Genomic DNA, 24,732 nt, shown 5'->3' with positions numbered 1-24,732 from the left:
TGAAAGAATGATGAAAGCATTCCTAGACAAAAGGAATATTCTGGAAGAAAGGTGCCCCTGCCATGAGCCGTAGGACCGATCCGGCCCGCGCTCGGAATTTTGCGTCGGTGCTGCGCGAAACCTTCGCTTCTCCCGGGCGCTCACGCAAGGAAATTGCCGACGCAATCGGCATTAGCGCCGCCTCGGTCACGAGCATTGCCGCCAGCTTGCTGGATCACCAGCTGATTGCCGAGGCCGATGCGGTGGCCGCGGGCCAGGGCAGGCCCCGCGTTCCGCTGAGCGTGGACAGCGAATCGAACCTGGTCATGGGCATCCACCTCGGCCCGCGGGTTACCGGCGTGGTGTTGACCGGATTGGACGGAATCTCCAAGGCGTCGGTCCTCGTTCCGCACGCGGGACTGGATGCCGAAGCCTCGTTTGCGCTGATCATCGAACAGGCGAACCTGCTCATAGCCGAGCACGCCAAGGGGCGTCAGATCCTCGGGACGGGAGTCGCGACCGGTGGCATTGTCGACCGGATCAATGGCCGAATCGTCGAGAACCAGGGCGCAGGATGGAGTGAGGTTCCGGCGGTCAGCATGCTAGCTGACCTGCCCCAGCCGCTGATCTTGGATAACAATGCCAGAGCTGCGGCGCAATCCGAACTCTTTTACGGACATGGAGCCAGGGAATCAGATTTCCTGCTCATGGTGATTACCTCCGATCTCGGGGCGGTGCTGGTCAGCAATGGACAGATCCGTGCCGGATGGTCGCAGCATGCCGGGAACATTGCTCATCTGCAGGTCAGCGACGCAGGATATCCCTGTGCCTGCGGACGCCGCGGGTGCCTGCAGGTGATGGCCACGGATGAAGCGACGGTGCGTCGCGCCCACGAGGCGGGGAGGCTGGACGTCAAGGACTATGGGGATATCGACCGGCTTTATGATGCCGGAGATGAGCAGATCCGCTCGCTGGTCACCGAACGGAACGGTTTTGTGGCGCACGCCGCCGCTACCGTATTCGACCTGCTTGACCCCGGGCTGCTGGTGATTGCCGGTACGCCAGCCGAGCGTCCCGAAACCCTGGCCGGGGTGCAGTCTGTCGTGGCCAGCCGGTCGTTGCAAGGACCGCTGGCCGCCCAGCGGGTGGTCTACTCCAGCGATCATGAACTATCGCTGTCCATTTTTGCCGCCAGCATCATGGTTAACGAAGTGCTGAGCAACCCGCTGAGCTTCATCGAGCGGATGCACGCCGAGGCAATCCGCAAGTAATTTCATGCACAACTGTTGACATCATCCTCCTATCGTGTTTACTTTATTTCATAAAATAAATAAATGTGACGGCAGCCACTGCCTTGGCGCTCGTGCCCGGAATGCCGTAAATCAGGGAGGAAAAGGATGAAACAATCCAAGAAAATCGCGTTCGTTGCGGGGGTGGCCTCATTGGCGCTCCTCGCCACGGGATGCTCATCGTCGAGCACGGCCGCAACCGGCGCCGAAGGATCAGACGCGACCTTGACATTCATGTCGACGGAACCAAAAAGCATCACTCCGCAGAAGGAACCCGGAAGCCAGATCGGCATGGCGCTCTGCGCGAACCTGATGGAGGTCAACTCCCAGAGCCAGAAACTGGAGCCATTGGCCGCCAAGTCCGTCACCAGCCAGGACGCCAAGGTCTGGGACATCGAACTGCAGGACGGATGGACCTTCCACGATGGCACGCCGGTCACCGCACACTCCTTCGCCGAGGCCTGGAACGCGACAGCCACCGGCTCCAACGCCTGGCAAGGCAACGGTACCTTCGTCTCCTTCAAGGGCTACGAAGAACTGAACCCGACCGATGGCAGCAAGGCTTCGACCGAAAAGCTCTCCGGGGTGGAGGTTGTCGACGAAACCCGACTGAGGGTCACCCTGAATGCGCCGAACGCCGACTTCCCGAAGCTGTTGAGCACCAATCCGACCTGCCCCATGCCGAAATCCGCCTTCGAAGACCTGGACGCCTACGAGCAGTCCCCGGTCTCCAACGGCCCCTACAAGTTCATCTCCTGGGACCATAACCAACAGGTCGTCCTGGAGAAATGGGACGGCTTCAAGGGCGCCGAAGGATTCTCCGGCGGTGCGGACAAGCTGGTCGGCAAGATCTACACCGCGGTGGATGCCGCCTACACCGACATGACCGCCGGAAACCTCGACATGATCCGCAATGTGCCGGCGACCATGGTCGACAAAGCGAAGAACCAGCTGGGCGAACAGGCCCTCTACGAGGTGGAAACCGCCTCCAAGCAGCAGACGCTGCAGATCCCCGAATACGTCGAGGAACTGAAGTCCCCGGCATTGCGCCGGGCCATCTCGCTGTCCATCGACCGCGAAGCCATTGCCGCCTCGCTGCTCAAGGGCCATGCGCAAACCTCGGATTCGCTGGTGCCTCCGTCGCTGGGTTCCTATGTGTCCGGCTCCTGCGCCGACTGCGTCTTCGACCCGGAGCGGGCCAAGAAGATCCTGGCCGAGGACGGCGGGTTTGACGGCACGCTGATCATCGAGAGCAACTCCGCCTCGGACCAGCAGCTGGTCCAAGCGCTGACCAAGCAGATCCAGGACAACCTGGGCATCAAGGTGCAGCTGAAGCCCACCCTGGGCACCGAGCTTTCCGAACGCCGCAACAGCCAGAAGCTCGATGGAGCCGTGTTCGGCCTGTGGGGCTGGTCCTACATGTCGCCGGACCAGTACCTGAGCCAGTACGAGACCGGGGGAGACGGCAACACGGTGACCGGCTACTCGAACGACAAGGTCGACACGCTGCTGCGTGCGGCCCGCGCGGAAATGGACGAAGCCAAGGCCGCGAAGCTCTACACCGAAGCCGAGGCGATCATCGTCGAGGATCTGCCGGCGATCCCGCTGTTCATCCCCACCGACTACGGACTCCAATCGCAGTGCGCGCAGCTGAACGACGTCCAGGGAGACCTGCAGTACTACCGCGCCGGCTACGGCTGCTAGCAACGGTTCCGTTTGGCTGGTGCGGCCGCGCGAAGATCTTGCGGCCGCGCCAGCCACCTATTGTGATGAGGGAGTACCCATGCTGGGCTATACCGTTCGGCGTATCGGGCAGATGATCCCGGTGCTGCTCGGCGCCACATTCATCATCTACGCGTTGACCTTCCTGATGCCCGGTGACCCGATTTCGGCATTGACCGGGGAGCGTCCCTTGCCGGAAGCCACCGTGGCGCAGATCCGCCAGGCCTACCATCTGGATGATCCCTTTTTCGTCCAGTACGGAAACTACATCCTCGGCGTCTTCCGCGGCGATTTCGGCATCGACTTCTTCGGCCGCCCGGTGCTGGGACTGATCCTGGAACGCCTGCCAACCACGCTGGCCCTCGCCCTGACCGCATGGGTGCTCAAGCTTTTCATCGGCCTGCTCATCGGGGTCTACGGCGGGTTGCGTGCCGGGAAAACCGGGGACCACTTCGCACTGGTCTTCACGGTCCTGTTCATGGGGGTGCCGGGGTTCGTCATCGCGCTGGGCGCCCAAACCTACTTCGGCGTGCACCTGGGCTGGGTCGATCCGGCCGGCATCCGCGCCGGATGGCCGATGGCCTTCATCCTGCCCGCCCTGGTGATGGCGCTGGAGGCCGCCGCCGGCCTGGCCAGGCTGACCCGCACCTCGCTGGTGGACGTCCTGCGCGCCGAGTACCTGCGAACCGCGAAGGCCAAGGGCCTTACTCCGCGGCGCATCATCTGGGGCCACGCGCTGCGCAACGCCATGATCCCGGTGGTCACCTACCTGGGCCTGAGCCTGGCCGGGATGCTCGGCGGGGCAGTGATCATCGAGGCCATCTTCAATCTGCCGGGCATCGGCGGGCTGATGGTCTCCTCCATCAACAACAAGGAAGGCACCGTGGTGGTGGGCATCGCCACCCTGCTGGTGCTGGTCTACCTGGTCTTCAACCTCCTGGTTGACCTGACCTACGGCCTAATCGATCCACGGGTGAGAATATGAGCGCGACAAGCACAACAATCGGCCCCGGCGACGGCGCCCAGGCGGTGGACCGGGCCCCGGCTCCGAGCCGCGGCGCCCACCGGCGCTGGTGGCTGCGCCCCCGGCTGGCCATCTCCGGCACGATCGTGCTGCTGATGATCATCATGGCGGCCTTTCCGCAGCTGTTCACCGGATTCGGCGCCGGACCGACCGAGAACTGCGACATCATGCTCTCCAACCAGGCCCCGAGCGCCGCGCATCTCTTCGGCATCGACATCCAGGGCTGCGACTACTACACGAACGTGATCTACGGGGCCAGGGCCTCCATCCTGGTGGGCATCGTGGTCTCGGCCATCGCCTTCGCCATTGCCGCCCTGGTGGGCGCGATCGCCGGCTACTTCGGAGGCTGGGTGGACGCGGTCATTTCCCGCATCTGCGATATGGCCTTCGGCCTGCCGTTCATCCTGGCGGCGATCGTGGTGCTGCAGCTGTTCGGCCAGCGCAATATCTGGACCGTGATCTTCGCGCTGGCACTGTTCAGCTGGCCCGGCGGGGTGCGCTTCATGCGCTCCTCGGTGCTCGAGATCCGGCACCGCGAATATGTGCAGGCCGCCCGGCTGCTCGGCGCCGGCAACCGGCGCATTATCGCCAAGCACATCGTGCCCAACGCCGTCACCCCGCTGCTGGTGCTGCAGACCCTCGGGGTGGGCGGCATGATCTCCGCGGAAGCCGGGCTGACCTTCATCGGCATCGGGCTGACCCCGCCGGCGGTCTCCTGGGGATTGCAGCTGGCGGCCGCCCGCGACTACATCGACGCCGCACCGCACCTGCTGCTCTTCCCCGCGATCTTCCTGACCATAACGGTGCTCGGCTTCGTGCTCTTCGGCGAAGCGCTGCGCGACGAATTCGACCCGAAAGGAAAGTAATGAGGCAACCGCACCACGCCCCGCGGCCACTGCTGGAAATCCGCGACCTGCGCGTCCAGTTCGCCACGCCTCAGGGCACCGCGACCGCCATCAACGGCGTCGACCTGCAGCTTGCCGCCGGCCAGTGCCTGGGCATCCTGGGCGAGTCGGGATCCGGCAAGTCGGTGACCGCCCGGACCATCATGGGGTTGCTCGACACCCCTCCGGCCAGGGTCGCCGGCGGCGAAATCCTGCTCAACGGCGAAGACCTGCTGTCCATCGGCGCCAAACGCCGCCGGCAGCTGACCGGCCCGTGCATGTCCATGGTGTTCCAGGACGCGCTCAGCGCCCTGAACCCGGTGCATCCGGTGGGCCGGCAGATCGGCGAGCTGTTCCGGGTGCACCGCGGCTACAGCCGCAAGGCCGCGAAGGCCGCGGCCATCGAGATGATGGACCGGGTGCGCATCCCGGCCGCGGCCAGCCGGGTGAACGACTACCCGCACCAATTCTCCGGCGGCATGCGCCAGCGCATTGTCATTGCCATGGCGCTGGCCTTGGGACCCGAACTGCTGATCGCCGACGAACCGACCACCGCCCTGGATGTGACCGTGCAGGCCCAGATTCTGGAGCTGCTCAAGGAGCAGCAGGCGGAGAACAATATGGGCCTGATCCTGATCACCCACGATATTTCGGTGGTGCGCGAGGTCACCGACCAGGTAGCGGTCATGTATGCCGGACGGATCATCGAGCAGGGGCCGACCGCCCAGGTGCTTTCCGCGCCGCGCCACCCCTATACCCGGGGGCTCGCCGAATCCGTGGCCAGTGAAGCGCTCAAGGGTCACCGGCTTCCGGCGATTCCCGGCAGCCCGCCGGACCTGTTGAACATTCCCGTGGGCTGCTCGTTCGCCAACCGGTGTTTCCTGGCCGACGAAGCCTGCACCGCCGCCGTGCCCGCGCTGGAGGCCATCTCGGCCGGACGCCAATCGGCCTGTTTCCATTCCCAGGAGGTACCGAGTCATGCCGCATACAGCCACTGAGCCGCGGACCGGCAAGACAGCATCCGGACCGATTATGGAACTGCGCGATATCAGGATGCACTATCCGGTAGCCCGGCCGCTGCCCTTCGGAGCGAAGAAGGTGCTCAAGGCGCTGGACGGGGTGGACCTGCAGGTGCCCGCCGGGCAGACGCTGGGGATCATCGGTGAGAGCGGCTGCGGGAAGTCCACACTTGCCCGCATCCTCTCCGGGCTGGAAAAGCCCAGCGAAGGCCAGGTGCTCTTTGACGGGGTGGACATCAACGAGCTGCAGCGTGCCGAGCGTGCCCTGATGCGCCGGAACATCCAGCTCATCTTCCAGGATCCCTACGCTTCGCTCGATCCGCGGATGACCATCGAGCAGATCCTGCTCGAACCCTTCGAAATCCATCCCGATCTGGTGCCCCGTGCCCGGCGGCGGGCGAAGATCGCGGAGCTGATGGAATTGGTGGGGCTGAACCCGGATCATTTGAGCCGCTATCCGCATAACTTCTCCGGCGGCCAGCAGCAGCGCATCGGCATTGCCCGCGGCATTGCGCTGAATCCCCGGGTGCTGATCTGCGATGAGGCGGTCTCGGCCCTGGATGTGTCGGTGCGCGCCCAGGTGGTCAACCTGCTTCAGGATCTGCAGCAGGAACTCGGGTTGACCTTCGTGTTCATCGCCCACGACCTGCAGATTGTCCGGCATATCTCGGACAGCGTCGCGACGATGTATCTGGGCAAGGTGGTCGAATCCGGAAGCTACGACAGGGTCTATGAGCACAGCGCCCACCCCTACACCCAGGCGCTGCTCTCCGCGGCGCCCGAACTCCGGCAGGGTTCGAGCACACCGCGTGAATTGATCCTGCTGCAGGGGGATCCGCCCTCGCCCATCGACCCGCCGACGGGGTGCCGATTCCATACCCGCTGTCCCATCGCGCAACCCAGCTGCGCCGCCTCCGAGCCGCGGCTGGACCCGCTGCAGGGTGATCATGCGGCCCGCTGCTTCTTCCCCGGCCCGCTGAACCTCGGCTCAGGCTAGCCGCGCCGGCTTCATCCGGTCATCAAATATTTGCTGCGCGCCGCAAGGGCGCCAATCAAAAGGAGAACTACATGGACCTCAAGGTCGGAATCGTCGGCTTCGGACTTCGGGCTTCGCTGCACCGCTACCTGCAACGTCCGGAGGAAGGCAGCGTGGTCCGGATCGTCTGCGATACCAGCGAGCGCGGCCGCGAGGATGCCCGGGCGGCCTTGCCCGAGGCGGAAGTCACCGCGGACCTGCAGGTATTGCTGGACGCCGGCCTCGACGCGGTCCTGGTCCTCACCCCGGATTTCACGCACCGCGACGTCGTGCTCCGCACGCTGGAAGCGGGCATCCCCACCTTTGTCGAAAAGCCCCTGGACATCACCCTGGAGCGCGCCGACGAGATCCTGGCCGCCGCCCAGCGCACCGGCACCAGATTGTACGTCGGGCACAATATGCGCCATATGCCGGTGATCTGGCAGATGAAGCAGCTGATCGAACAGGGCGCCATCGGCGAGGTGAAGGCCGTGTGGTGCCGGCACTTCGTGGGCAACGGCGGAGATTACTATTTCAAGGACTGGCACGCCGAACGCCAATACAGCAATAGCTTGCTCTTGCAGAAAGGGGCCCACGATATCGATGTCATCCACTGGCTGGCCAACGGCTACAGCACCCAGGTCTCCGGCGTCGGATCGCTGGCGGTCTACGGCCAGGTGGAGGACCGGCGGAACAATGCGGACCTGCGCCTGCGCGACTGGTTCTCCCTGGAGAACTGGCCGCCGTCCGCGCAGCGCGGCCTGAACCCGAAGCTTGATGTGGAGGATCTGTCGATGGTTCAGATGAAGCTGGATAACGGGGTGCTGGCCTCCTATCAGCAGTGCCATTTCACCCCCGACTACTGGCGCAATTACACGGTCATCGGCAGCGCCGGAAGGTTGGAGAACTTCGGTGACGGCCCCGGGGACTTCATCCACGTGTGGAACACCCGCACCACGCATGGTTTCGCCGAACCGGATCTGAAGGTTGAGATCAAGGGTGATGATGCGGGCCACGGCGGCGCCGACCCGAATCTGATCGCCGAATTCCTGCGTTTCGCCCGTGATGGGGGAGCGACCGAAACCTCGCCGCTGGCTGCCCGGGCTGCCGTCGCCGTGGGTGATTTGGGTGCCCGTTCGCTGCGCTCGTCGGGGCAGACGCTGCAGATTCCCGGTCTGGAGGAAGGCCTGGTCAGCTACTTCGAAGCGGACCAGCAGGCGCAGAACGTCAACTAGGGAGCCGTCATTTGGCCAGGTGGCTTCCGAACGCTCGGCGGAACCGCGGCCGGGCGGGATTCGATGGGTGATCCGTCTGGTCCCGGCGCGCAAGAGTGTGCCACCTGGCGCAATGGTGCAACTGGAGCCGGAGGAGAACCCCGCATTGGCGGTGCAGCCGCGCCTTGCCGCCCAGGCGCCTGCCTTGGGCCGGTCCAATGGGCCGAAGGCATTCGCGCGCGCCTCGCTCTGGCCTCTGGTTCCGCCGCACCGCGTAGGATAACGTGTTTTCCACGTACCCCTTTTCGTTGGTGCATAGGCCCTGAAGGAGAAGCAGATGTCCAAGAAGACCTCGCCGGAACCGATCCGCGATCAAGCGCACGATCACTTGCTGACACCGCAGAACTGCGTCTTGGCGCTGATCGATTACCAGCCCGAGCAGTACGGCACCGTCACCTCGGCCACCCGTGAGCGGATCGACTTGAACGTCGTGGCGCTGTGCCGCCTGGCCATGAAATACGAGATTCCGGTGGTGCTCTCCACGGTCGGCGTGGACATGGGCGTGAACGAGGGCACCGCGCAGCACATCAAGGACGAGCTGCCCGGAGTGCCGGAGATTGACCGCAGCGGTGTCAACGCGTGGGAGGACGCCGAATTTCGTGGGGCCATCGAGGGCAGCGGCCGCCGCAAGGTGGTGATGGCCGGGCTGTGGACCGAAGTCTGCCTGACCTTCCCGACCTTGGACATGCTGGCCGAAGGATACGAGGTCTACCCGGTAGCCGATGCCGTGGGAGGAATTTCGCAGGTGGCCCACGATCGGGCCTTCGACCGGATGATCTCGGCCGGCGCACAGCCGGTGACCGCGATTTCTTTCGGCGGGGAGCTGATGCGTAATTGGGCACGCGGTGACTCGGATAAATTGCGCGAGATCATGCGCTGGTACTTCCCGCTGAAGCACGAGCTTGACGCTGCCGGGAAGTAGCAAAGAAGCGGTGGTCGATGGCGGTTGCTTGCGTATTTCAGTGTTCGGTCCAATATTCTATTGCTGTTCGCAAGTTGCCGTTCGAAAAGGCTGTATCGATGACCGTAAGCACGGGAGATAATTTCTACCAGCATGGCCTGCGGCGCATGCGCGGCCGGGATCCGCAGGAGAAAAACAGGTCCGCCAGCACCCTGGAGTTATTCTTCGACCTGACCTTCGTCACCGCCTTCGGCGTGGCCGGTAGCGAGCTGGCCCACGGCATCGAGGTAGGCCATTATCTGCCGGCCATCGTTTCCTTTGTCATCGCCTGCTTGGCGATCGTCTGGGCCTAGGCCAACTATGCCTGGTTGGCCTCGGCCTTCGATAATGACGATTGGCTGTTCAGGAGCCTGACGCTGGTGCAGATGGCGGGCGTCATCGTGCTGGCGGTCGGCATCCCGATGATGTTCCAATCCATAGATCATGGGGCGGTGCTGGATGCCAATGTGATGGTAGTCGGCTACATAGTCATGCGCATCGCGCTGATCGGGCAATGGCTGCGAGTCGCCCGGCAGGACCCGCAGCACCGAGTGGTGGCCCGCGGAAACGCTATCGGCGTGGGCATCGCGCAGATCGGCTGGACCTCGTTCCTTTTCCTTCCGCTGTCGCTGGTTCCGGCCTTGGTCTGCCTGGCGATTTTCTGGGTCATCGATTTCAGTGCGCCATTGATTGCCGAGAAGGAGGCCCGTCGGCGCGGCGAATCAGGCATTCCCTGGCATGCCCACCACATTGCCGAACGCTATGGCTTGATGGCCATCATCGCTCTCGGCGAATGCATCGTGGGAACGCTGGCGGCGGCCCGCGCGATCTCGGCGGGCTCTAATTGGAGCTTTGAGAGCGTGGTGGTGGTCTCGGTAGGCGTGCTGATCTCTTTCAGCCTGTGGTGGGCATACTTTCAGCTGCCCTCCGGGCCGGTCCTGCATCAGCGGCGCGACAAGGCTTCCGCGTGGATTTACGGTCATATTGCCCTGTTCACATGCATCGCCGCGATTGGTGCCGGGCTGCATACGGTCGGCTACGCCTATGACCCGCAGGCCGCCACGGATCCGGTCGTGGTGATCCTCGCCTTGGCGATTCCGGTATTCATCTTCATGCTGATCATCGCCTCGTTGCTGACCTGGTTGCTGGACGCTGCGATGTTTACCCTGGCGCATCTACCGACGTTTCTGATGCCGCTGGCTGCGGTCCTGCTGAGCCAATGGGGCCTTCCGGTCTGGGCTTGCCTGCTGGTGCTGCTGTGCTCGCCGCTCACCGTGATTGTCGTGTATGAACTAGGTTATTGGCGAAAGCTGGCGGTGACCCTCGACCGTGCGCTGCAGCATCCGGCGCGGTAGTTGAGCACTTTCGGAAACACGGTGACGCACGCCGCCGGCGGCGTCGGCTGCGTAATCCCGGCCAGAGACCCGGGACGCTAATCCTTGATGGTCAGCGCGTGCAGTTGGTCCATGCTGCTGAAAATCCGGCTTGCCCCGGCCGCCAGCAGGTCCTCGGCCGCGGTGCTGCTGGGACCGCCATTGGCGAAGCCGAACACCGTGGCGCCGGCTGCCACCCCGGCGGTGACTCCGGTGACGGTATCCTCGATGACCAGCGCCTGAAGCGGGTCAATTTGCAGAGCCGCGGCGGCTGCCAGATACACATCCGGTGCTGGCTTGCTGCGCGGATACTCCATGCCGCTGAATACGCGATCTCCAAACCAGGGGGCCAGGCCGGTAACCGAAAGCTGCATTTCCACTTTGCCTCGATCCGCGCCGGTGGCGCAGGCGATCTTTGACCCGTAGGTCTTGGCGATCGCGGCTACCGCGTGGGCCGCGCCGTCGATCGGGGCCAGCGCGCTGCGCAGCGCATCATCTCGGCGTGCGCGGAATCTGGTGAGCCACGCACCGTCGATGCGGAATCCGGTGTGCGCGAAAATCGGTTCCCATTGGTCCTTCAGTGCCTTGCCGATAAAAATCTCTAGGCAATCCTGCACGCCGATCTCCCAGCCCAGCTCGAGCAGCATAGTGCGGAGGACCGAATTGGTGATCAGTTCGGAGTCTACGAGGACGCCGTCGCAGTCGAAAAGCACGGCGGAGAAGCGGGGTATCACGATGGTTGTGGCCTTTCGCGGAAGTGGCAGAGGGCTAGGCGGAAGGGAACTGAGGCAGGATCCGGGCTAGCGGTGCGAGTTCGGGCTGCTGCTCGGCCTCCTTGAGCACGCGTTCCAGGGTTGCGTCGTGAATTGGCTTCGCCTTGCGGTAAAGCTGCTGGCCGGCGTGCGTCAGCTCGGTGTAGATGCCGCGTCGGTCATCGGCGCAGAGCACCCGGGAGAGCAGGGCGCGATCTTCCAAACGGGTCACCAGGCGTGTGGTGGCGCTGGGGCTCAGCGCGGTCGCCCGGGCCAGTTGCGCCATGCGCATATGCCAGCCGTCCTGCCGGTTCAGCGCGTCCAGAAGTGTGTACTCCACCACAGACAAGCCGACTTCTGCGCTGAGGTCTTTTTCCAGTGCGGACTCGATAATTCCGTGCAAGGCCGCCAATGTACGCCACCCGTGGGCACGGATTTCGACCGCGTCGTCTGCGATTCCCACTTCATCCTCCAAAATGATTGCTTGCGCGCATTAGTTGCGTGTGCAACTATTTAACCCATCGGCGCAATAACAAGCGTCTGCAACTATTGTTCAAGTTTATCAGGAGTAAGCAAATGCCACTGGGACTCATCGCGCTGGCCCTAGGTGCCTTCGGCATCGGGCTCACCGAATTTGTGATCATGGGCCTGCTGCCCGAGGTGGCGGCGGACTTCGGCGTCAGCGAAGCGGCCGCAGGATGGCTGATCTCCGGCTACGCGCTGAGCGTGGTGGTCGGCGCTCTCGGGCTGACCGCCGCCACCGTGCGCCTGCCGCGCAAACCGGTATTGGTGGGGCTGCTGGTGCTGTTCATCATCGGCAATACGCTCACCGCCATCGCCCCGGACTATATGGGGGCCATGATCGGGCGGGTGATCGCCGCACTATGCCACGGCGCCTTCTTCGGCATCGGCACCGTCGTCGCCGCGGATCTGGTGCCCGGGGCCAAGAAGGCGCGGGCCATCGCCATCATGTTCACCGGACTGACCGCCGCCAATGTCCTTGGCGTTCCCTTCGGAACCTTCCTGGGCCAGCAGGCGGGGTGGCGTTCCACCTTCTGGGCCATCTCCGGCATCGGGGTGCTCGCACTGATCGGCATCCTGCTTCTGGTGCCGGTGCTCCGGCATGCCGCCGAAGCGGTATCCCTGCGCAGGGAGCTGAGCGCCTTCGCCTCCCTGCAGGTGTGGCTCTCGCTGGGTGTCACGGTGCTTGCCTATGGCGGGATGTTCGGTGCCTTCACCTACATCGCCTACACGCTGACCGAAGTATCCGGCTTTGCCTCCGGAGCCGTCCCATGGCTGCTGGTGCTCTTCGGCGTGGGGCTATTCGTTGGCAATTGGTTCGGCGGACGCATGGCCGACCGGAACATCGACCGCACGCTGCTGATCTTCATCGCCTCCCTGGTTGTTGTCCTGGTGGGCTTCGGTGCTCTGGCGGCAAGCCCGATAGCCACCGTCGTGGCCCTGCTGCTCATGGGTGGATTCGGCTTCGGCACCGTTCCCGGCCTGCAAAGCCGCATCATGCGCTACGCCGGGACTGCCCCGACGCTGGCTTCCGGAGCAAATATCGGCGCCTTTAATGTCGGCAATGCCCTCGGCGCTTGGGCCGGCGGGGTGGGCATCGCCGTGGGGCTTGGCTACACCTCGCCGATCTGGATTGGCGCCGCCATCACCCTCGCCGCGCTGCTGTTGATGCTGCTGGCCGCCTCGTTGGCCAAGCGGGAGCCGTCGACTGCGCGAACCGCGGTTATGGCAGCAAACTAGGCCGCAGGCTTTCACCGACCGGGCTTTCACCGCTCAACTAACCACTGAATGACCAGAAAAAATTCTCAAAGGGAGTCCCATGACCAATTCAATCCCAAACCTCACGCTCAACAACGGCATCGAAATGCCGCAGCTGGGCTTCGGAGTCTTCCAAGTGCCAAATGAGCAGACCACGGCAGCCGTCGCCGCCGCGCTGGACGCTGGCTACCGCAGCATTGACACCGCCGCGATCTACGGCAACGAAGAAGGCGTGGGAAAGGCCCTGGCCGAGTCCGGCATAGCCCGTGATCAACTGTTCATCACCTCCAAGCTCTGGATCGCCGATATGGGCTACGAGCAGACCCTCGAAGCCTTTGGGGCGAGCCTTGAACGCCTGGGCCTGGACTACTTGGATCTATTCCTGATCCACTGGCCGGCGCCCGCGAAAGATCTCTACGTCGACTCGTGGAAAGCGCTCGAAAAGCTCTATTCCGAGGGGAAAGTCCGTGCCATTGGCGTATCGAACTTCCAGCCGGGGCATCTGGAAAAGCTGGTCGAGGCGGCGGACATCGTTCCGGCGGTCAATCAAGTCGAGCTGCACCCGGCACTGCAGAATCGCGAAGTGATCGCCGCGAACGCCGAGCACGGCATCGCCACGGAAGCCTGGAGCCCACTGGCGCAGGGAGCGCTGCTGAGCGAGGAATCGATTCTGGCGATTGCCGCAATGCACAATGTCACCGCCGCGCAGGTGATCCTGCGCTGGCACCTGCAGGAAGGAAGGATCATTATCCCGAAGTCGGTCACCCCCGCGCGGATCGCCGCCAACCTAGACCTGTTCGGCTTTGAGCTCTCCGCTGACCAGATGTCCGCGATTGAGGCGCTGGACCGGGATGGCCGCACCGGTCCAGATCCGGACGCCTTCAACGGCTGATAATGAACTGCTTATAAACGCCCGTCCCTTTCGAGGGGCGGGCGTTTTCCGTACCCGGAGCCATTCCGCGGCCACCATAAAAGGCGGCGGCGGTGCGTAGAAAGCCATCGGGCATGCTCGCGGGACAGTGACCGACATGCAAAAGAGGGTTTTGCCTTGCGGTTTCGTGCCTAGGGGGTGATTGCGTATTGCTGCCTCAGCTGATTACCAGCCGCTGCACCGTACTGCGGATGGCGTTGATGACATCGTTTACCGTGCCGCGGTGCAAATGCTCCGCCCGCAGTAGAAGGTCGATTTGTCGACCTGAGTTCAAGCCTTTGATTGGTCGTAAAATCACCGTTTCATCCAGGGTGTTGCGCGCCGTGTACCGCGGCAAGATTCCTAGGCATTTGCTGGCTTCAATCAATGCCCCGGCGGTGGCGTAGTCATTGACTCGGTGCTCCACCATCGGTGCCCGGCCGGCGAGGGCGGCGATGGTCTCCAGGACGTCGGCCGGCGAAAAGCCAGAACGCGAGACCACCCACCGCTCGTCGATCACTTGTTCCGGGGAAAGCTCGGAGTACGCTGCCAACGGGTGATCGCGGTGAATTGCGATATCCAAGGGTTCAAAGGCCAGCGGGATCACGGCAATGCGTTCTTCCGGCCAAGGCGCGGTATGCGGCATGCGGTGGGCCAGCACCAAATCGTAGCCGGAGGTCAGTGCCGGGAAGTCCTGTTGCGAGACATCCTCATCGGAGAAGCGCAGCGGGGGTAGCTCCCCTTCCGGGTAGGTCAGCAGCGGAGCGAAGATCGTCTGCCCGATGGAGTGGAACCCCGCGATATGTATTGGCACCTCTAGGTCTTGGTCCTGTGTGCGGATCTTCGCCTCGACCTCGGCCAAGGTCGAGGCAACCGAGGCGGCGGCCGAAGCCAGCAACTTTCCCTCGGCCGTTAGCACCAGCCGGCGTCCGTCCTTCTGAGTCAGCGCAGCTGGGAAGCCGCGCTGCAACTGCGCGAGGTGTTGGGACACAGCCGACGGTGAGACGTACAGGGCCTTCGCGACCGCGTTGACGCTGCCTAAATCCGCTAGCTCGCGAAGAATCCGCAACTGATGTAATTCCATGAAGTAAATACTAAATCGTTAGATCAGGAAATCGAAGTTCGTCTAAGGTTTCTTCCCATGCTGTTGGGTGCGACACTTGAAACAACCCCAAGTCTGTCGTGCACGCACCCCGATGCCCGATCCCAAAGGAACCAGCATGAAAGCACTGTACAAGTCCGGACCACATGCCGGACTGGAACTCGTCGACCGGCCAGAGCCGGAGGTCGGCGTCCACGATGTCAAAATCCGTGTGATGACCGCCGGAATCTGCGGCACCGATCTGCACATCGAAGCCTTTGACGATGCAGCGAAGGCCATGATCAACACCCCGCTGGTCCCCGGCCACGAATTCTACGGCGAGGTCGTCGAGGTCGGCTCGTTCGTGCAAGGCGTTAAGATCGGTGACCGGGTTTCCGGCGAAGGCCACGTGGTCTGCGGCCTGTGCCGCAACTGCCGGGCCGGACGCCCCCATATGTGCATCAATGTCAACTCCGTCGGCGTGCAGCGCGATGGCGCGTTCGCCGAATACGTAGCGATCCCCGAAAGCAACGTATATGTTCACCGCGACGAGCGCATCACCCCGCTGCTCGGCGCTATCTTCGACCCATTCGGCAACGCCGTGCACACCGCGCTGCAGTTCCCCATGGTCGGCGAAGACGTGCTCATCACCGGAGCCGGCCCCATAGGCCTGATGGCCGCCGCGGTGGCCCGCCATGCCGGCGCCCGCAATATCGCCATCACCGACGTGTCCGAGCAGCGCCTGGAGCTGGCCCGCACCATGGGCGTGGACCTGGCGATCAACGTGGCCCAACAGCGAATCGCCGAAGCCCAGAAGGAATTGGGAATGCGCGAGGGCTTCGACTTCGGCATGGAAATGTCTGGCCACAAGACCGCGTTGCCCGAAATGATCGAAAACATGAACCACGGCGGCAAGATCAGCATGCTCGGCCTGCCCAGTGAATCGATCGATATCAACTGGGGCAAGGTCGTCACCCACATGCTCACCCTGAAGGGCATCTACGGGCGCGAAATGTTCGAGACCTGGTACGCCATGAGCGCCATGCTCACCACCTCTGATATTTTGCGTGAACGCGTCGCCTCGGTGGTCACCGACTTCCTGCCGGCTACCGAATGGCAAGCAGGCTTCACCGCCGCTCGTGGGGGACACGGCGGCAAAGTTGTTTTGGACTGGACAGTTTTCTAGGAGATATGACATGTATACAGATATGAAAGACCAGCTGTCCGCGGAACTGGAGCAGCTTAAGGATTCGGGCCTCTTCAAGGCCGAACGCCACATCGACTCGGCGCAGTCCGCATCGATCATGGCCGGCTCGCTGGGCAGCGAATCCCGCCGGGTATTGAACTTCTGCGCGAATAATTACCTAGGTCTGGCCGACGACCAGCGCATCATCGACGCGGCCAAGAACGCCATGGATGATCGCGGCTTCGGCATGGCCTCGGTCCGCTTCATCTGCGGAACCCAGGACCTGCACCTGGAACTTGAAGCCAAGCTCTCGGCATTCCTCGGAACCGAAGACACCATCCTGTTCTCCAGCTGCTTCGATGCCAACGGCGGTGTCTTCGAATCCCTGTTCGGCGCCGAAGACGCGATCATCTCCGACGCGCTGAACCACGCATCGATCATCGACGGAATTCGCCTGTCGAAGGCGGCACGCTTCCGCTACAAGAACCAGGACATGGAAGACCTGGAAACCCAGCTGCAGGCGGCCGCCGCCATGAACGACGGCGCCGGTGCCCGGCGCACCATCGTCGTCACCGATGGCGTGTTCTCCATGGACGGATTCTTGGCCCCGCTGGAAGCGATCTGCGACCTGGCGGACAAGTACAGCGCACTGGTAATGGTCGATGATTCCCACGCGGTAGGCTTCATGGGCTCCAACGGTGCCGGAACCCCGGAGCACGCCGGCGTCTCGGACCGGGTTGATATCTACACCGGAACCTTCGGCAAGGCGTTGGGCGGTGCCTCGGGCGGCTACGTTGCCGGCCGCGGGGAGATCGTGGCGATGCTCCGCCAGAAGGCACGCCCATACCTGTTCTCCAACTCGCTGGCCCCGTCCATCGTGGCAGCCACGCTGACCGCCCTTGACCTGGTGGCAGGATCCGGAGATTTGCGCGAAAAGCTCTTCGAAAACGCGGCGCACTTCCGCCGCCGGATGACCGAGGAGGGCTTCGACCTCCTCGACGGCGAGCACGCGATCATCCCGGTCATGTTCGGGGACGCGGTCAAGGCCGCTGAAGTCGCCGGCAAAATGCTGGAGCATGGCGTCTTCGTCACCGCGTTCAGTTTCCCTGTCGTGCCGAAGGGGGCCGCGCGCATCCGTGTGCAGCTCTCCGCCGCGCATTCGGCCGAGGACATCGAGGCCTGTGTGCAGGCTTTCGTCGCCAGCCGCTAAGCAGCAACACCAAACCGCCCGTGCTTCCGTTCCCGGAAGCGCGGGCGGTTTTGCGTTCCGCGTCGTCTGGGCATTGTGGCACCAGTTAGGTGGTGCCACAATGATATGTGGGGCCAACTCGGGGAAGGCCAATAGTGCTATATCTGAATTTGTTTGGGGAACAGCGGCTCACCGCGTGGGGCGCTGATGTTCTCTCGGGCCGATCGCGGGCACTTGAATTGTTGGCCTATCTGGTGTTGCATCCCGGAGTCCAAATACCACGGCTGCTTTTAGCGGGAACCTTCTGGCCGGAATCCAGCGACTCCCAAGCACAAACGAATCTGCGCCGCGAACTTCATAACCTGCGCATCGGGCTCGGCGCGGTCGACTGCCTGGGCACTGCCGATGGGGCCATTTCCTGGTTGGGCAGTGCCGGGATTCGCGTAGACGCCCAAATTTTCGCCGAACAGCGGGCCCAAGCAGAGGATGCCACCGCGCGCGGAGATGATCAGCGATTCTTGGATCATGCCGAACTAGCGGTAGCCGAATACCTGGGTGAGCTGATGCCCGGTAGCTACGCCGACTGGGTGTTGCATTCGCGTGAACGGCTCGCGGGGCAGTGCGCGCAGTTGTGCGCCCAGGCCACCGATGGATGGCTGAACAGGGGCCAGGGCCATCGAGCCCTAGCCATGGCGCAGAGACGCTTGGATGTCCAACCCTTGGAGGAGGCCGGGTATCGGGACCTGATGCGCGTGCAGATGTCGCTGGGCGAAGATACGGCGGCCATGTACACCTTCCATAAGTGCGCTGAGGTTCTGGACAACGAACTGGGCGTCGCTCCGGGCCGCGATACCCAGTCGCTGATTCAAAAAATGCTGCCTCGGATGCAACCCGGTGCCCAACGCACGTCAAGTCCACGAAGCGAATCGGCCGATGGCGGACCGGAAAGCACTGGGCGTGAAACCGAGACGAACACCCTGAAACAGCTCTGGGCCGAGACGGTGCGCGGAAAACGATCAATGGTAGTGCTCCAAGGCGGGCCGGGAGTAGGCAAGACCCACCTGGCCCGACAGCTCGAAATCCATGCCCGCGCTACCGGCGCCTTGATTGCCCGAGCACGCTGCGTGGACTCCGGTGGGCTCATCCCGCTTGCGCCGGTGGCCGGTTGGTTGCGTGATCGAGCCTTCGCCCCGCTGCTGGCTGGATTGCCAGTGGAGCTCAAGCGCGAGGTGGGCAGGTTGCTGCCCGGGCTGCTGGGCGAGCCGCAACGCGCCGAAGCCCACGCGGGAAACCGGGCTATGGTCGATGCCTGGCAACGCTACAGGTTTTTCGAAGGGCTGGCCCGCGCGATGGGTACCGCGGGCCGTCCGATACTTTTGATCCTCGATGACCTGCACTGGTGTGATGCCGACACCGCGGCCTGGATATCTTTCCTGTTTTCCGGACCTCATGCCAGCCAACTCCTGCTCGTGGCCACCATGCGCACCCCAGACGCCGCTTGCAGCCCCGCCGTGGCGGGAATGCTAACCACGCTGCGAAACGCCGGCGCGCTGGGCGAACTGAGCCTCGAACCGCTGGGGGTCGAGCAGAGCGCCGAACTTGCTGCACGAGTTCGCGGCCAGGCGCTGACCGGCTCCCAAGGTAAGCTCTTGCACGCCGCGACGGGCGGATACCCGCTGTTCATTCTCGAAGCGGCCCGAGCTGCCTCATCATCCGGGGATCTGCAGGGCACTGGATTCCATGCGGTGCTTGATCATCGATTCGAACAGCTCTCACCCGCGGCCAAGCACTTGGCGGAGCTTGCCTCCGCGTACGGCCGCGAAATCACCCTTGACCTGCTCAGCGAGGCAGCAGATCTGGAGAATCATGACCTGGTCGGTGCGGTGGATGAACTGTGGCGATTGGGAATTCTGCTACCGGCAGGAAATGGTTATGACTTCGTGCATCATCTGGTGCGCCGGGCAGCCTACGAGAAGGTTACTCCGGCCAACCGTTGGCTGCTTCACCGCAGGCTGGCCCAATCCCTGGAATTACTGCACTCCGCAAATCTCGACCCGGTAGCCGCGGTGCTCGCCGAACAATACGCGCTGGGTTCAAACCCCGGTCGGGCCCTGGATTTTGCGCTCAGCGCCGGAGCGGCGGCTTCAAGGATCTATGCAAATTCAACCGCACTGGTCAACTTCCGTACCGCTTTGGAACTGATCTCCGCCCAGCCTGCCGGGCGCGAACGCGACGAACGGGAGCTTTCCACCCGGACGGCCATGTCCTCACCGCTGACCGCGTTGCGCGGCTACTCGGCACCCGAACTACTGGACAATCTCGAACGCACGGCGCAGTTGGCCCAAGAATTGGGCCACCCGAAGGCTCTCGCCGCAAGCCTGATCGGGCTGTTCGCCGGGCGCTACGTCGAAGGCAAGAACCCGTTGTGCCACAGCATTGGGGTGCGCGCCCTGGAACTGTCGCAAGGAGATGCCGACCTGACTGGCCAATCGCATTTCGCGGTGGCGGGTGGTGCGTTGGCTCTGGGCCGGCATCAGGAAGCCATCGAGCATTTTGCCGCCTGCTACGAGAGCGGACAGAACGGCTATTCGTTCATCCTGGGCACACGGCTTGAAATCCATGCGCGAGCGTGGGCCTCGCACGCGCATTGGCTTGCCGGCCACACGGACCAGGCCCTGCGCTTAGGCTCAGAAGCGCTGACCAGGGCGGCCGCCTCCGGGCATCCCTATACCAGGGCGGTGGCTCTGGGGTATGTGTGCCTGCTGCATCAGCTTGCCGGGGACCGGGCGGAACTGAGCCTGCGGATCGCTGAACTACTTAAAATATGCCGCCGCTACGAGATCGCCTACTACGGGCAGTGGGCCGAGATCTTCGCCGGGTGGTATGCCGGCGGCAGCGCAGGAATCACCCGGATCCACGAAGGCATCAGTGCCCTCGAGGCACAAGGTGCGCTGGCGAGGATGCCCTACTGGCGCATGCTGCTGTCGGATGCGCTCGCCGACCACGGCCAGTTGGATCTGGCCCGCACCGAATTGGATGCAGCACTGCGGCAGGCCGAAGAACTTGGGGAGAGCTGCTGGAGCCCGGCCCTGCTGCGGCTACGCGAACGGTTGGGGTAGCACGGCTGCGAACGCTGCGAACGCCAGACGAACGCGCGGGCTCCTAGGGTGGGTAAAACCCAGCAAGAGAACCGAACGAAGGAGTTGGTCATGGGTAGCAAGACAGAAATTCTTGCGGACCTCGCGGCAGCGCTGCGCGGGCCGCTGACCTTGCCCGAGGACCCCGACTATGACAAGGTCCGCGCCGTATACAACGCGATGATCGACAAATATCCGGCAGCCATTGCCCGCGTGGCGGACTCCGCGGACGTGATCACCTGCGTGAACTTCGCGCGCGAGCACGAGCTTCTCCTCGCGGTACGCGGCGCCGGGCACAACGCCGGAGGCCTGGGCATCGCCGACGACGCGCTGGTCATCGACTTGGGGGCGCTGCGTAGCACCACCGTGGACCCTGCGGCGCACACCGTGCGGGTCGACGGCGGCGCCACGTGGGCCGATGTGGACCATGCAACGGTGGCCTTCGGCCAGGCAACCCCGAGCGGCTTCATTGCCTCCACCGGCGTGGGAGGCTTGGCCTTGGGCGGCGGCATCGGCTACCTGACCCGGCGCTTCGGACTGACGGTGGATAACCTGCTCTCCGCCGATGTGGTGCTCGCCGACGGCACCCTGGTCACCGCCGATGAGAACCGCCACCCGGACTTGTACTGGGCCTTGCGCGGGGGAGGCGGAAACTTCGGGGTCGTCACCTCCTTCACCTTCCGCACCCACGACATCGGCGAGAACGGGATCATTATCGGCGGGCCGGTGCTCTACGACATCTCCGACACCACCGAGGTCATGCGCTGGTACCGGGAAATACAGCCTTCGCTGCCGGAGGAACTTTCGGGCTGGATCGGGTTGCTGACCATCCCGGGTGCCGCGCCGTTCCCGGAGGAGCTGTGGGGCCGGCAGGCCTGCGGGATCCTCTGGTGCTACACCGGAGCCCATGAGCTGGCCGAGCAGGTGATGGCCCCGGTGAAGGAATTCGGCAACCCGCTCTTGGTGGGGCCGCACGAGATGCCGTTCAACATCCTGCAGCAGGCCTTCGATGCGCTCTACCCGGCGGGGATGCAGTGGTACTGGAGGGCGGACTTCGTCACCGAGCTGACCGACACCGCGATCGAGGTCCACAACTACTTCGGTGCGCAGCTTCCCACGGGCCACTCCACCATGCACCTGTATCCCATCGACGGGGCGGCAGCACGTGTTCCGATCGAGGACACGGCCTTCGCCTACCGCCAGGGCGGCTGGGCCGGAGTCATCGTCGGGGTGGATCCAGATCCGGCCAAGGCCAAGCTGATCACCGATTGGACGCAAGCCTATTCCGAGGCCCTGCATCCGACCACCGCGGGAGGCGCATACGTCAACTTCCTGATGGACGAGGGCGAGGATCGGGTGAAGAGCGCTTACCGGGAAAACTATGAGCGGCTGAGCCACATTAAGGCCGTCTATGACCCGGGGAACTTGTTCCGGGTGAACCAGAACATCGTTCCGGCGCAGGGCCGCAGGGAGCGCCAATACCGCTAGACGGCTACGCCACACTGGATAGTGAGCCACCTCAGCGCATTGCTGGGGCGGCTCACTTTGTCCGAAATACCGGATTCAATTTGGCCGCGGAACTTCACTGGCCAGGTTCTATTGAATAGTCTCTGAGGAGGCCCTCAGGGCACACCTCAGAGGCAGGGGTGCCCTCACACGCAGTGAACCCAAGGAATCAAGGTAGATGAACACCCACTTACTGACCAACATCTCCCAGCTGTGCACCGTAGACCGCGAGGGCACCGTGCTCAGCAACGCGGCGGTGCTGATCCGCGATGGAATCATCGATTGGGTGGGTGCAGCGCAGCAGGCACCGTCGGCAGAGAAGGTCACGGATCTGGACGGACGCGCGGTCCTGCCCGGTTGGGTGGATTCGCACAGCCACCTGATCTTCGCCGGAGATCGCGCGGATGAATTCGTGGCCCGGATGGCCGGGGAAGACTATGCGGCGGGCGGAATAGCCGTGACTACCACGGCTACCCGGGCCACCGATGACCAAGCGCTGCGTGAGCTGGTATCCGCACGCCGGGCGGAAGCCTTGGCCATGGGCACCACCTGGATGGAAACCAAAACCGGCTACGGGCTGACCCTCGATGAAGAGGTCCGCCACGCACGGTTGGCCCGGGAGCTGGTCGATCAGGTGACCTTTCTCGGCGCACACCTCGTCCCTGCCGGACGGGACGCGGACGAGTACACCGCGGAGGTGGCCGGACCGATGCTTGACGCCGTGGCCGGAACCGTAGATTTCGTGGACGTGTTCTGCGAGCGCGGAGCCTTCAGCGAAGCGCAATCGCGCAAGGTGCTGCAAGCGGCAAAGGATCGGGGATTGGCCACCAAGATCCACGGAAACCAGTTAGGCCCGGGCGCCGGCACTCGACTGGCGGTCGAATTCGGCAGCCTCTCGGTGGACCACGTGAACTATCTGGAGCTCGGCGACATCGATGCGCTCGCCGGAACCTGGTCCGCGTGGAATGCCCGGCAGCGCACGGGCGACCGCGGAGTGGTCGCCACCTGCCTTCCGGCCTGCGACTTGTCCACCCGCCAGCCGCTGGCTCCGGGGCGTGAACTGCTGGACGCCGGAGTGGTGATCGCCTTGGCCAGCAACTGCAATCCCGGCACCAGCTACACCAGCAACATGAATTTCTGTGTGGCGACGGCGGTGCTGCAAATGAATCTCAGCCTCGCCGAAGCGATTGAGGCAGCCACCATGGGCGGCGCGATGGCGCTCGGAGTGGCAGATAAAGTCGGCTCGATCGAGGTCGGGAAGCGCGCGGACCTGCACGTACTTCAAGCTCCCACGGCGGCTCACCTTGCCTATCGTCCGGGAATGCCTCTGACCCACAGCGTGTATCGGGCCGGGGAACTGGTCAGCGGCCGAGGATGAACTTTCCGTCCGGAGTTTGCGGGAACTCGCGTGTTTCGGTGCGGGCGAAGACGCTTACGGACCAGGGGGAATCATCCGAAAAAGGGTTCAGATGCCAATCCGCGTAACGGTGAGTGAGCAGCAGCTCGGTCGTCTTCGAAGCTTCATCTTGATCTTTTGGGCCGCCGCGCAACGCGCTGGTAGTTCCGAGAATGAGTGCACCTTGGGGTCTAAGCAGTTCGCCAAGCAGTGCAAAGCAGGTGCTGAACTCGGCCGGGCTCAGGAACGCAGGAACATTTCCCGACAGCAGTATTGCATCGTAGGCAACGGGAAGCTCGGCACGGACTAAATTATCAACGGAAATCTCGGTGGCACTGATGGGGCGGAACCATGCCGGGTCGTGGAGTTCCGCGGCGACCTGCAGCACTGCTTCGGTGGGATCGATCCCGTAGGCGTTGTGGCCGCGGAACCTTAACCCGTGGACGGCGTTTCCAATGCCGCAACCGATGTCCAAGATCGTTGCGGCACGCGAACAAAGCATATCCACGAAGCGAACGTCGACCTCAAGATCAGTACCTTCTTCGGTTAACGCACGCATTTTTGCTGCATATGCGTTGAGGTCGGTGGCCGTATCCATGCACTGAGTCTGTCATGGGAAGGTACGCTTGTGCTGCGAAAAATCGGGGCGAAGGGTGAAATATGGCTTTGCTTCGTTGCGCTCTGGCCGAAATATGGCTGGGATCTGGCCATTCGTGATAGACAATGAAGTATGGCTATTACTGCATTCAAAGATACCCCTGTCCAGACTATTGGCGAGCTGCCTGCCGTTGGCGCGCAGGCACCTTCCTTCACCTTGACCGATACCAACCTCGCAGAGGTCACCAGTGAATCACTGGCCGGCCGTCGCGTGGTGCTGAACATCTTCCCATCGGTTGATACCGGCGTATGCGCTGCCAGCGTCCGTAAGTTCAACGAGCTGGCTGCCGGCCTGGAAAACACCACCGTGGTGTGCGCCTCCGCCGACCTGCCATTCGCCTTGGGCCGCTTCTGTGGCGCCGAAGGCATCGCGAACGTTGTGGCAGCTTCCGTCTTCCGCTCGAACTTCGGTGCTGACTTCGGCCTAACCCAGATCGACGGCCCGCTGGCAGGCCTGCTGGCCCGCGCTGTGGTCGTTTTGGATGAAACCGGCAAGGTTGTTTACAGCCAGATCGTTCCAGAGATCACCACCGAGCCAGATTACGATGCCGCTATCGCTGCTCTGAATAGCTAATCTCCGTTCTGCGCCTTCGGACCTGAAAAGGTGACGGTGCAAAAGT

The 24,732-nt window shown here is 63.4% G+C and carries 21 protein-coding genes and 1 pseudogene; 18 read left to right on the top strand and 4 right to left on the bottom strand.

All coding sequences use genetic code 11. The features are described from left to right. Positions 1-62: 62 nt before the first annotated feature. From CQ015_RS04145 to CQ015_RS04095, 10 genes and pseudogenes are all read left to right on the top strand, one after another. Positions 63-1,250: an ROK family protein gene (locus tag CQ015_RS04145; protein WP_105553800.1), complete on the top strand. Its 1,188-nt coding sequence runs from the start codon at positions 63-65 to the stop codon at positions 1,248-1,250. A gap of 126 nt (positions 1,251-1,376) precedes the next feature. After that, positions 1,377-2,972 (top strand): ABC transporter substrate-binding protein, encoded by a 1,596-nt coding sequence (locus CQ015_RS04140; RefSeq protein ID WP_105649445.1) that lies wholly within the window; start codon positions 1,377-1,379, stop codon positions 2,970-2,972. Between the two features lie 79 nt (positions 2,973-3,051). Beyond that, positions 3,052-3,975, top strand: a complete 924-nt coding sequence (locus CQ015_RS04135) for an ABC transporter permease (protein ID WP_105553798.1) — start codon at positions 3,052-3,054, stop codon at positions 3,973-3,975. Then, positions 3,972-4,880, top strand: coding sequence for an ABC transporter permease (locus tag CQ015_RS04130; RefSeq protein WP_105553797.1), 909 nt, complete (start codon positions 3,972-3,974; stop codon positions 4,878-4,880). Before CQ015_RS04135 ends, CQ015_RS04130 begins: the two co-directional genes overlap by 4 nt. Further along, on the top strand, positions 4,880-5,896 hold the full coding sequence (locus CQ015_RS04125) for an ABC transporter ATP-binding protein (RefSeq protein WP_105553796.1): 1,017 nt from the start codon (positions 4,880-4,882) through the stop codon (positions 5,894-5,896). The genes CQ015_RS04130 and CQ015_RS04125 overlap by 1 nt, the downstream gene beginning before the upstream one ends. After that, complete coding sequence (locus tag CQ015_RS04120; protein ID WP_105553795.1) at positions 5,877-6,914, top strand: ABC transporter ATP-binding protein; 1,038 nt, start codon at positions 5,877-5,879, stop codon at positions 6,912-6,914. The genes CQ015_RS04125 and CQ015_RS04120 overlap by 20 nt, the downstream gene beginning before the upstream one ends. 71 nt (positions 6,915-6,985) lie before the next feature. Continuing rightward, on the top strand, positions 6,986-8,167 hold the full coding sequence (locus CQ015_RS04115; protein WP_105649444.1) for a Gfo/Idh/MocA family protein: 1,182 nt from the start codon (positions 6,986-6,988) through the stop codon (positions 8,165-8,167). 67 nt (positions 8,168-8,234) lie between these two features. Further along, positions 8,235-8,429, top strand: coding sequence for a hypothetical protein (locus CQ015_RS18890; RefSeq protein ID WP_181150347.1), 195 nt, complete (start codon positions 8,235-8,237; stop codon positions 8,427-8,429). Between the two features lie 54 nt (positions 8,430-8,483). After that, the gene (locus tag CQ015_RS04105) at positions 8,484-9,128 is read left to right on the top strand and encodes an isochorismatase family protein (protein WP_105649442.1); all 645 of its coding nucleotides are present in this window, start codon (positions 8,484-8,486) and stop codon (positions 9,126-9,128) included. A gap of 17 nt (positions 9,129-9,145) precedes the next feature. After that, positions 9,146-10,501 (top strand): annotated as a pseudogene (locus CQ015_RS04095) (low temperature requirement protein A). A gap of 77 nt (positions 10,502-10,578) precedes the next feature. On the opposite strand, the gene CQ015_RS04090 reads toward CQ015_RS04095, so the two are convergent. After that, positions 10,579-11,253 (bottom strand): HAD family phosphatase, encoded by a 675-nt coding sequence (locus CQ015_RS04090; RefSeq protein WP_258137736.1) that lies wholly within the window; start codon positions 11,251-11,253, stop codon positions 10,579-10,581. 34 nt (positions 11,254-11,287) lie between these two features. After that, entirely contained in the window at positions 11,288-11,734 is a 447-nt protein-coding gene (locus tag CQ015_RS04085; protein ID WP_105649439.1) for a MarR family winged helix-turn-helix transcriptional regulator, read from the bottom strand. 113 nt (positions 11,735-11,847) lie between these two features. Here CQ015_RS04085 and CQ015_RS04080 point away from each other — a divergent pair, with 113 nt between their 5' ends. After that, positions 11,848-13,032, top strand: coding sequence for an MFS transporter (locus CQ015_RS04080; protein WP_105553789.1), 1,185 nt, complete (start codon positions 11,848-11,850; stop codon positions 13,030-13,032). A 79-nt stretch (positions 13,033-13,111) separates the two neighbouring features. Continuing rightward, a complete protein-coding gene (locus CQ015_RS04075; protein WP_105553788.1) occupies positions 13,112-13,942 on the top strand; it encodes an aldo/keto reductase in 831 nt (276 codons plus the stop codon). A 196-nt stretch (positions 13,943-14,138) separates the two neighbouring features. Here the strand turns inward: CQ015_RS04075 and CQ015_RS04070 are convergent, their stop codons facing one another. Further along, positions 14,139-15,044 carry a LysR family transcriptional regulator gene (locus CQ015_RS04070; RefSeq protein ID WP_105649438.1) on the bottom strand — a complete coding sequence of 302 codons (906 nt, stop codon included), beginning with the start codon at positions 15,042-15,044 and terminating at the stop codon, positions 14,139-14,141. 136 nt (positions 15,045-15,180) lie between these two features. On the opposite strand from CQ015_RS04070, the gene tdh reads away from it, so the two are divergent. From tdh to hutI, 5 genes are all read left to right on the top strand, one after another. Continuing rightward, a complete protein-coding gene (tdh, locus tag CQ015_RS04065; RefSeq protein WP_105553786.1) occupies positions 15,181-16,227 on the top strand; it encodes an L-threonine 3-dehydrogenase in 1,047 nt (348 codons plus the stop codon). A 10-nt stretch (positions 16,228-16,237) separates the two neighbouring features. Then, entirely contained in the window at positions 16,238-17,437 is a 1,200-nt protein-coding gene (locus CQ015_RS04060; protein WP_105649437.1) for a glycine C-acetyltransferase, read from the top strand. Between the two features lie 134 nt (positions 17,438-17,571). Then, entirely contained in the window at positions 17,572-20,535 is a 2,964-nt protein-coding gene (locus CQ015_RS04055) for an AAA family ATPase (RefSeq protein ID WP_181150345.1), read from the top strand. Between the two features lie 90 nt (positions 20,536-20,625). Next, positions 20,626-22,041 carry an FAD-binding oxidoreductase gene (locus CQ015_RS04050; RefSeq protein ID WP_105649435.1) on the top strand — a complete coding sequence of 472 codons (1,416 nt, stop codon included), beginning with the start codon at positions 20,626-20,628 and terminating at the stop codon, positions 22,039-22,041. 196 nt (positions 22,042-22,237) lie between these two features. Continuing rightward, complete coding sequence (gene hutI / locus CQ015_RS04045; protein WP_105649434.1) at positions 22,238-23,437, top strand: imidazolonepropionase; 1,200 nt, start codon at positions 22,238-22,240, stop codon at positions 23,435-23,437. Here the strand turns inward: hutI and CQ015_RS04040 are convergent. Next, a complete protein-coding gene (locus tag CQ015_RS04040; protein WP_105553781.1) occupies positions 23,421-24,053 on the bottom strand; it encodes a bifunctional 2-polyprenyl-6-hydroxyphenol methylase/3-demethylubiquinol 3-O-methyltransferase UbiG in 633 nt (210 codons plus the stop codon). The genes hutI and CQ015_RS04040 overlap by 17 nt on opposite strands. 132 nt (positions 24,054-24,185) lie before the next feature. On the opposite strand from CQ015_RS04040, the gene tpx reads away from it, so the two are divergent. Next, entirely contained in the window at positions 24,186-24,686 is a 501-nt protein-coding gene (gene tpx / locus CQ015_RS04035; RefSeq protein ID WP_105649433.1) for a thiol peroxidase, read from the top strand. Positions 24,687-24,732 lie beyond the last annotated feature (46 nt).

The organism is Arthrobacter sp. MYb221, from assembly GCF_002979835.1.
Classification (GTDB): Bacteria; Actinomycetota; Actinomycetes; order Actinomycetales; family Micrococcaceae; genus Glutamicibacter.
Note: the sequence above shows the minus strand (reverse complement) of the source record. Positions and strands in the feature narration are given on the sequence as shown.

Coding starts and splice junctions, on each gene's coding strand:
- CQ015_RS04145 (WP_105553800.1), top strand. CDS start 63: ATGAGCCGTAGGACCGATCCGGCCCGCGCTCGGAATTTTGCGTCGGTG.
- CQ015_RS04140 (WP_105649445.1), top strand. CDS start 1,377: ATGAAACAATCCAAGAAAATCGCGTTCGTTGCGGGGGTGGCCTCATTG.
- CQ015_RS04135 (WP_105553798.1), top strand. CDS start 3,052: ATGCTGGGCTATACCGTTCGGCGTATCGGGCAGATGATCCCGGTGCTG.
- CQ015_RS04130 (WP_105553797.1), top strand. CDS start 3,972: ATGAGCGCGACAAGCACAACAATCGGCCCCGGCGACGGCGCCCAGGCG.
- CQ015_RS04125 (WP_105553796.1), top strand. CDS start 4,880: ATGAGGCAACCGCACCACGCCCCGCGGCCACTGCTGGAAATCCGCGAC.
- CQ015_RS04120 (WP_105553795.1), top strand. CDS start 5,877: ATGCCGCATACAGCCACTGAGCCGCGGACCGGCAAGACAGCATCCGGA.
- CQ015_RS04115 (WP_105649444.1), top strand. CDS start 6,986: ATGGACCTCAAGGTCGGAATCGTCGGCTTCGGACTTCGGGCTTCGCTG.
- CQ015_RS04105 (WP_105649442.1), top strand. CDS start 8,484: ATGTCCAAGAAGACCTCGCCGGAACCGATCCGCGATCAAGCGCACGAT.
- CQ015_RS04080 (WP_105553789.1), top strand. CDS start 11,848: ATGCCACTGGGACTCATCGCGCTGGCCCTAGGTGCCTTCGGCATCGGG.
- CQ015_RS04075 (WP_105553788.1), top strand. CDS start 13,112: ATGACCAATTCAATCCCAAACCTCACGCTCAACAACGGCATCGAAATG.
- CQ015_RS04070 (WP_105649438.1), bottom strand. CDS start 15,044: ATGGAATTACATCAGTTGCGGATTCTTCGCGAGCTAGCGGATTTAGGC.
- tdh (WP_105553786.1), top strand. CDS start 15,181: ATGAAAGCACTGTACAAGTCCGGACCACATGCCGGACTGGAACTCGTC.
- CQ015_RS04060 (WP_105649437.1), top strand. CDS start 16,238: ATGTATACAGATATGAAAGACCAGCTGTCCGCGGAACTGGAGCAGCTT.
- CQ015_RS04050 (WP_105649435.1), top strand. CDS start 20,626: ATGGGTAGCAAGACAGAAATTCTTGCGGACCTCGCGGCAGCGCTGCGC.
- hutI (WP_105649434.1), top strand. CDS start 22,238: ATGAACACCCACTTACTGACCAACATCTCCCAGCTGTGCACCGTAGAC.
- CQ015_RS04040 (WP_105553781.1), bottom strand. CDS start 24,053: ATGGATACGGCCACCGACCTCAACGCATATGCAGCAAAAATGCGTGCG.
- tpx (WP_105649433.1), top strand. CDS start 24,186: ATGGCTATTACTGCATTCAAAGATACCCCTGTCCAGACTATTGGCGAG.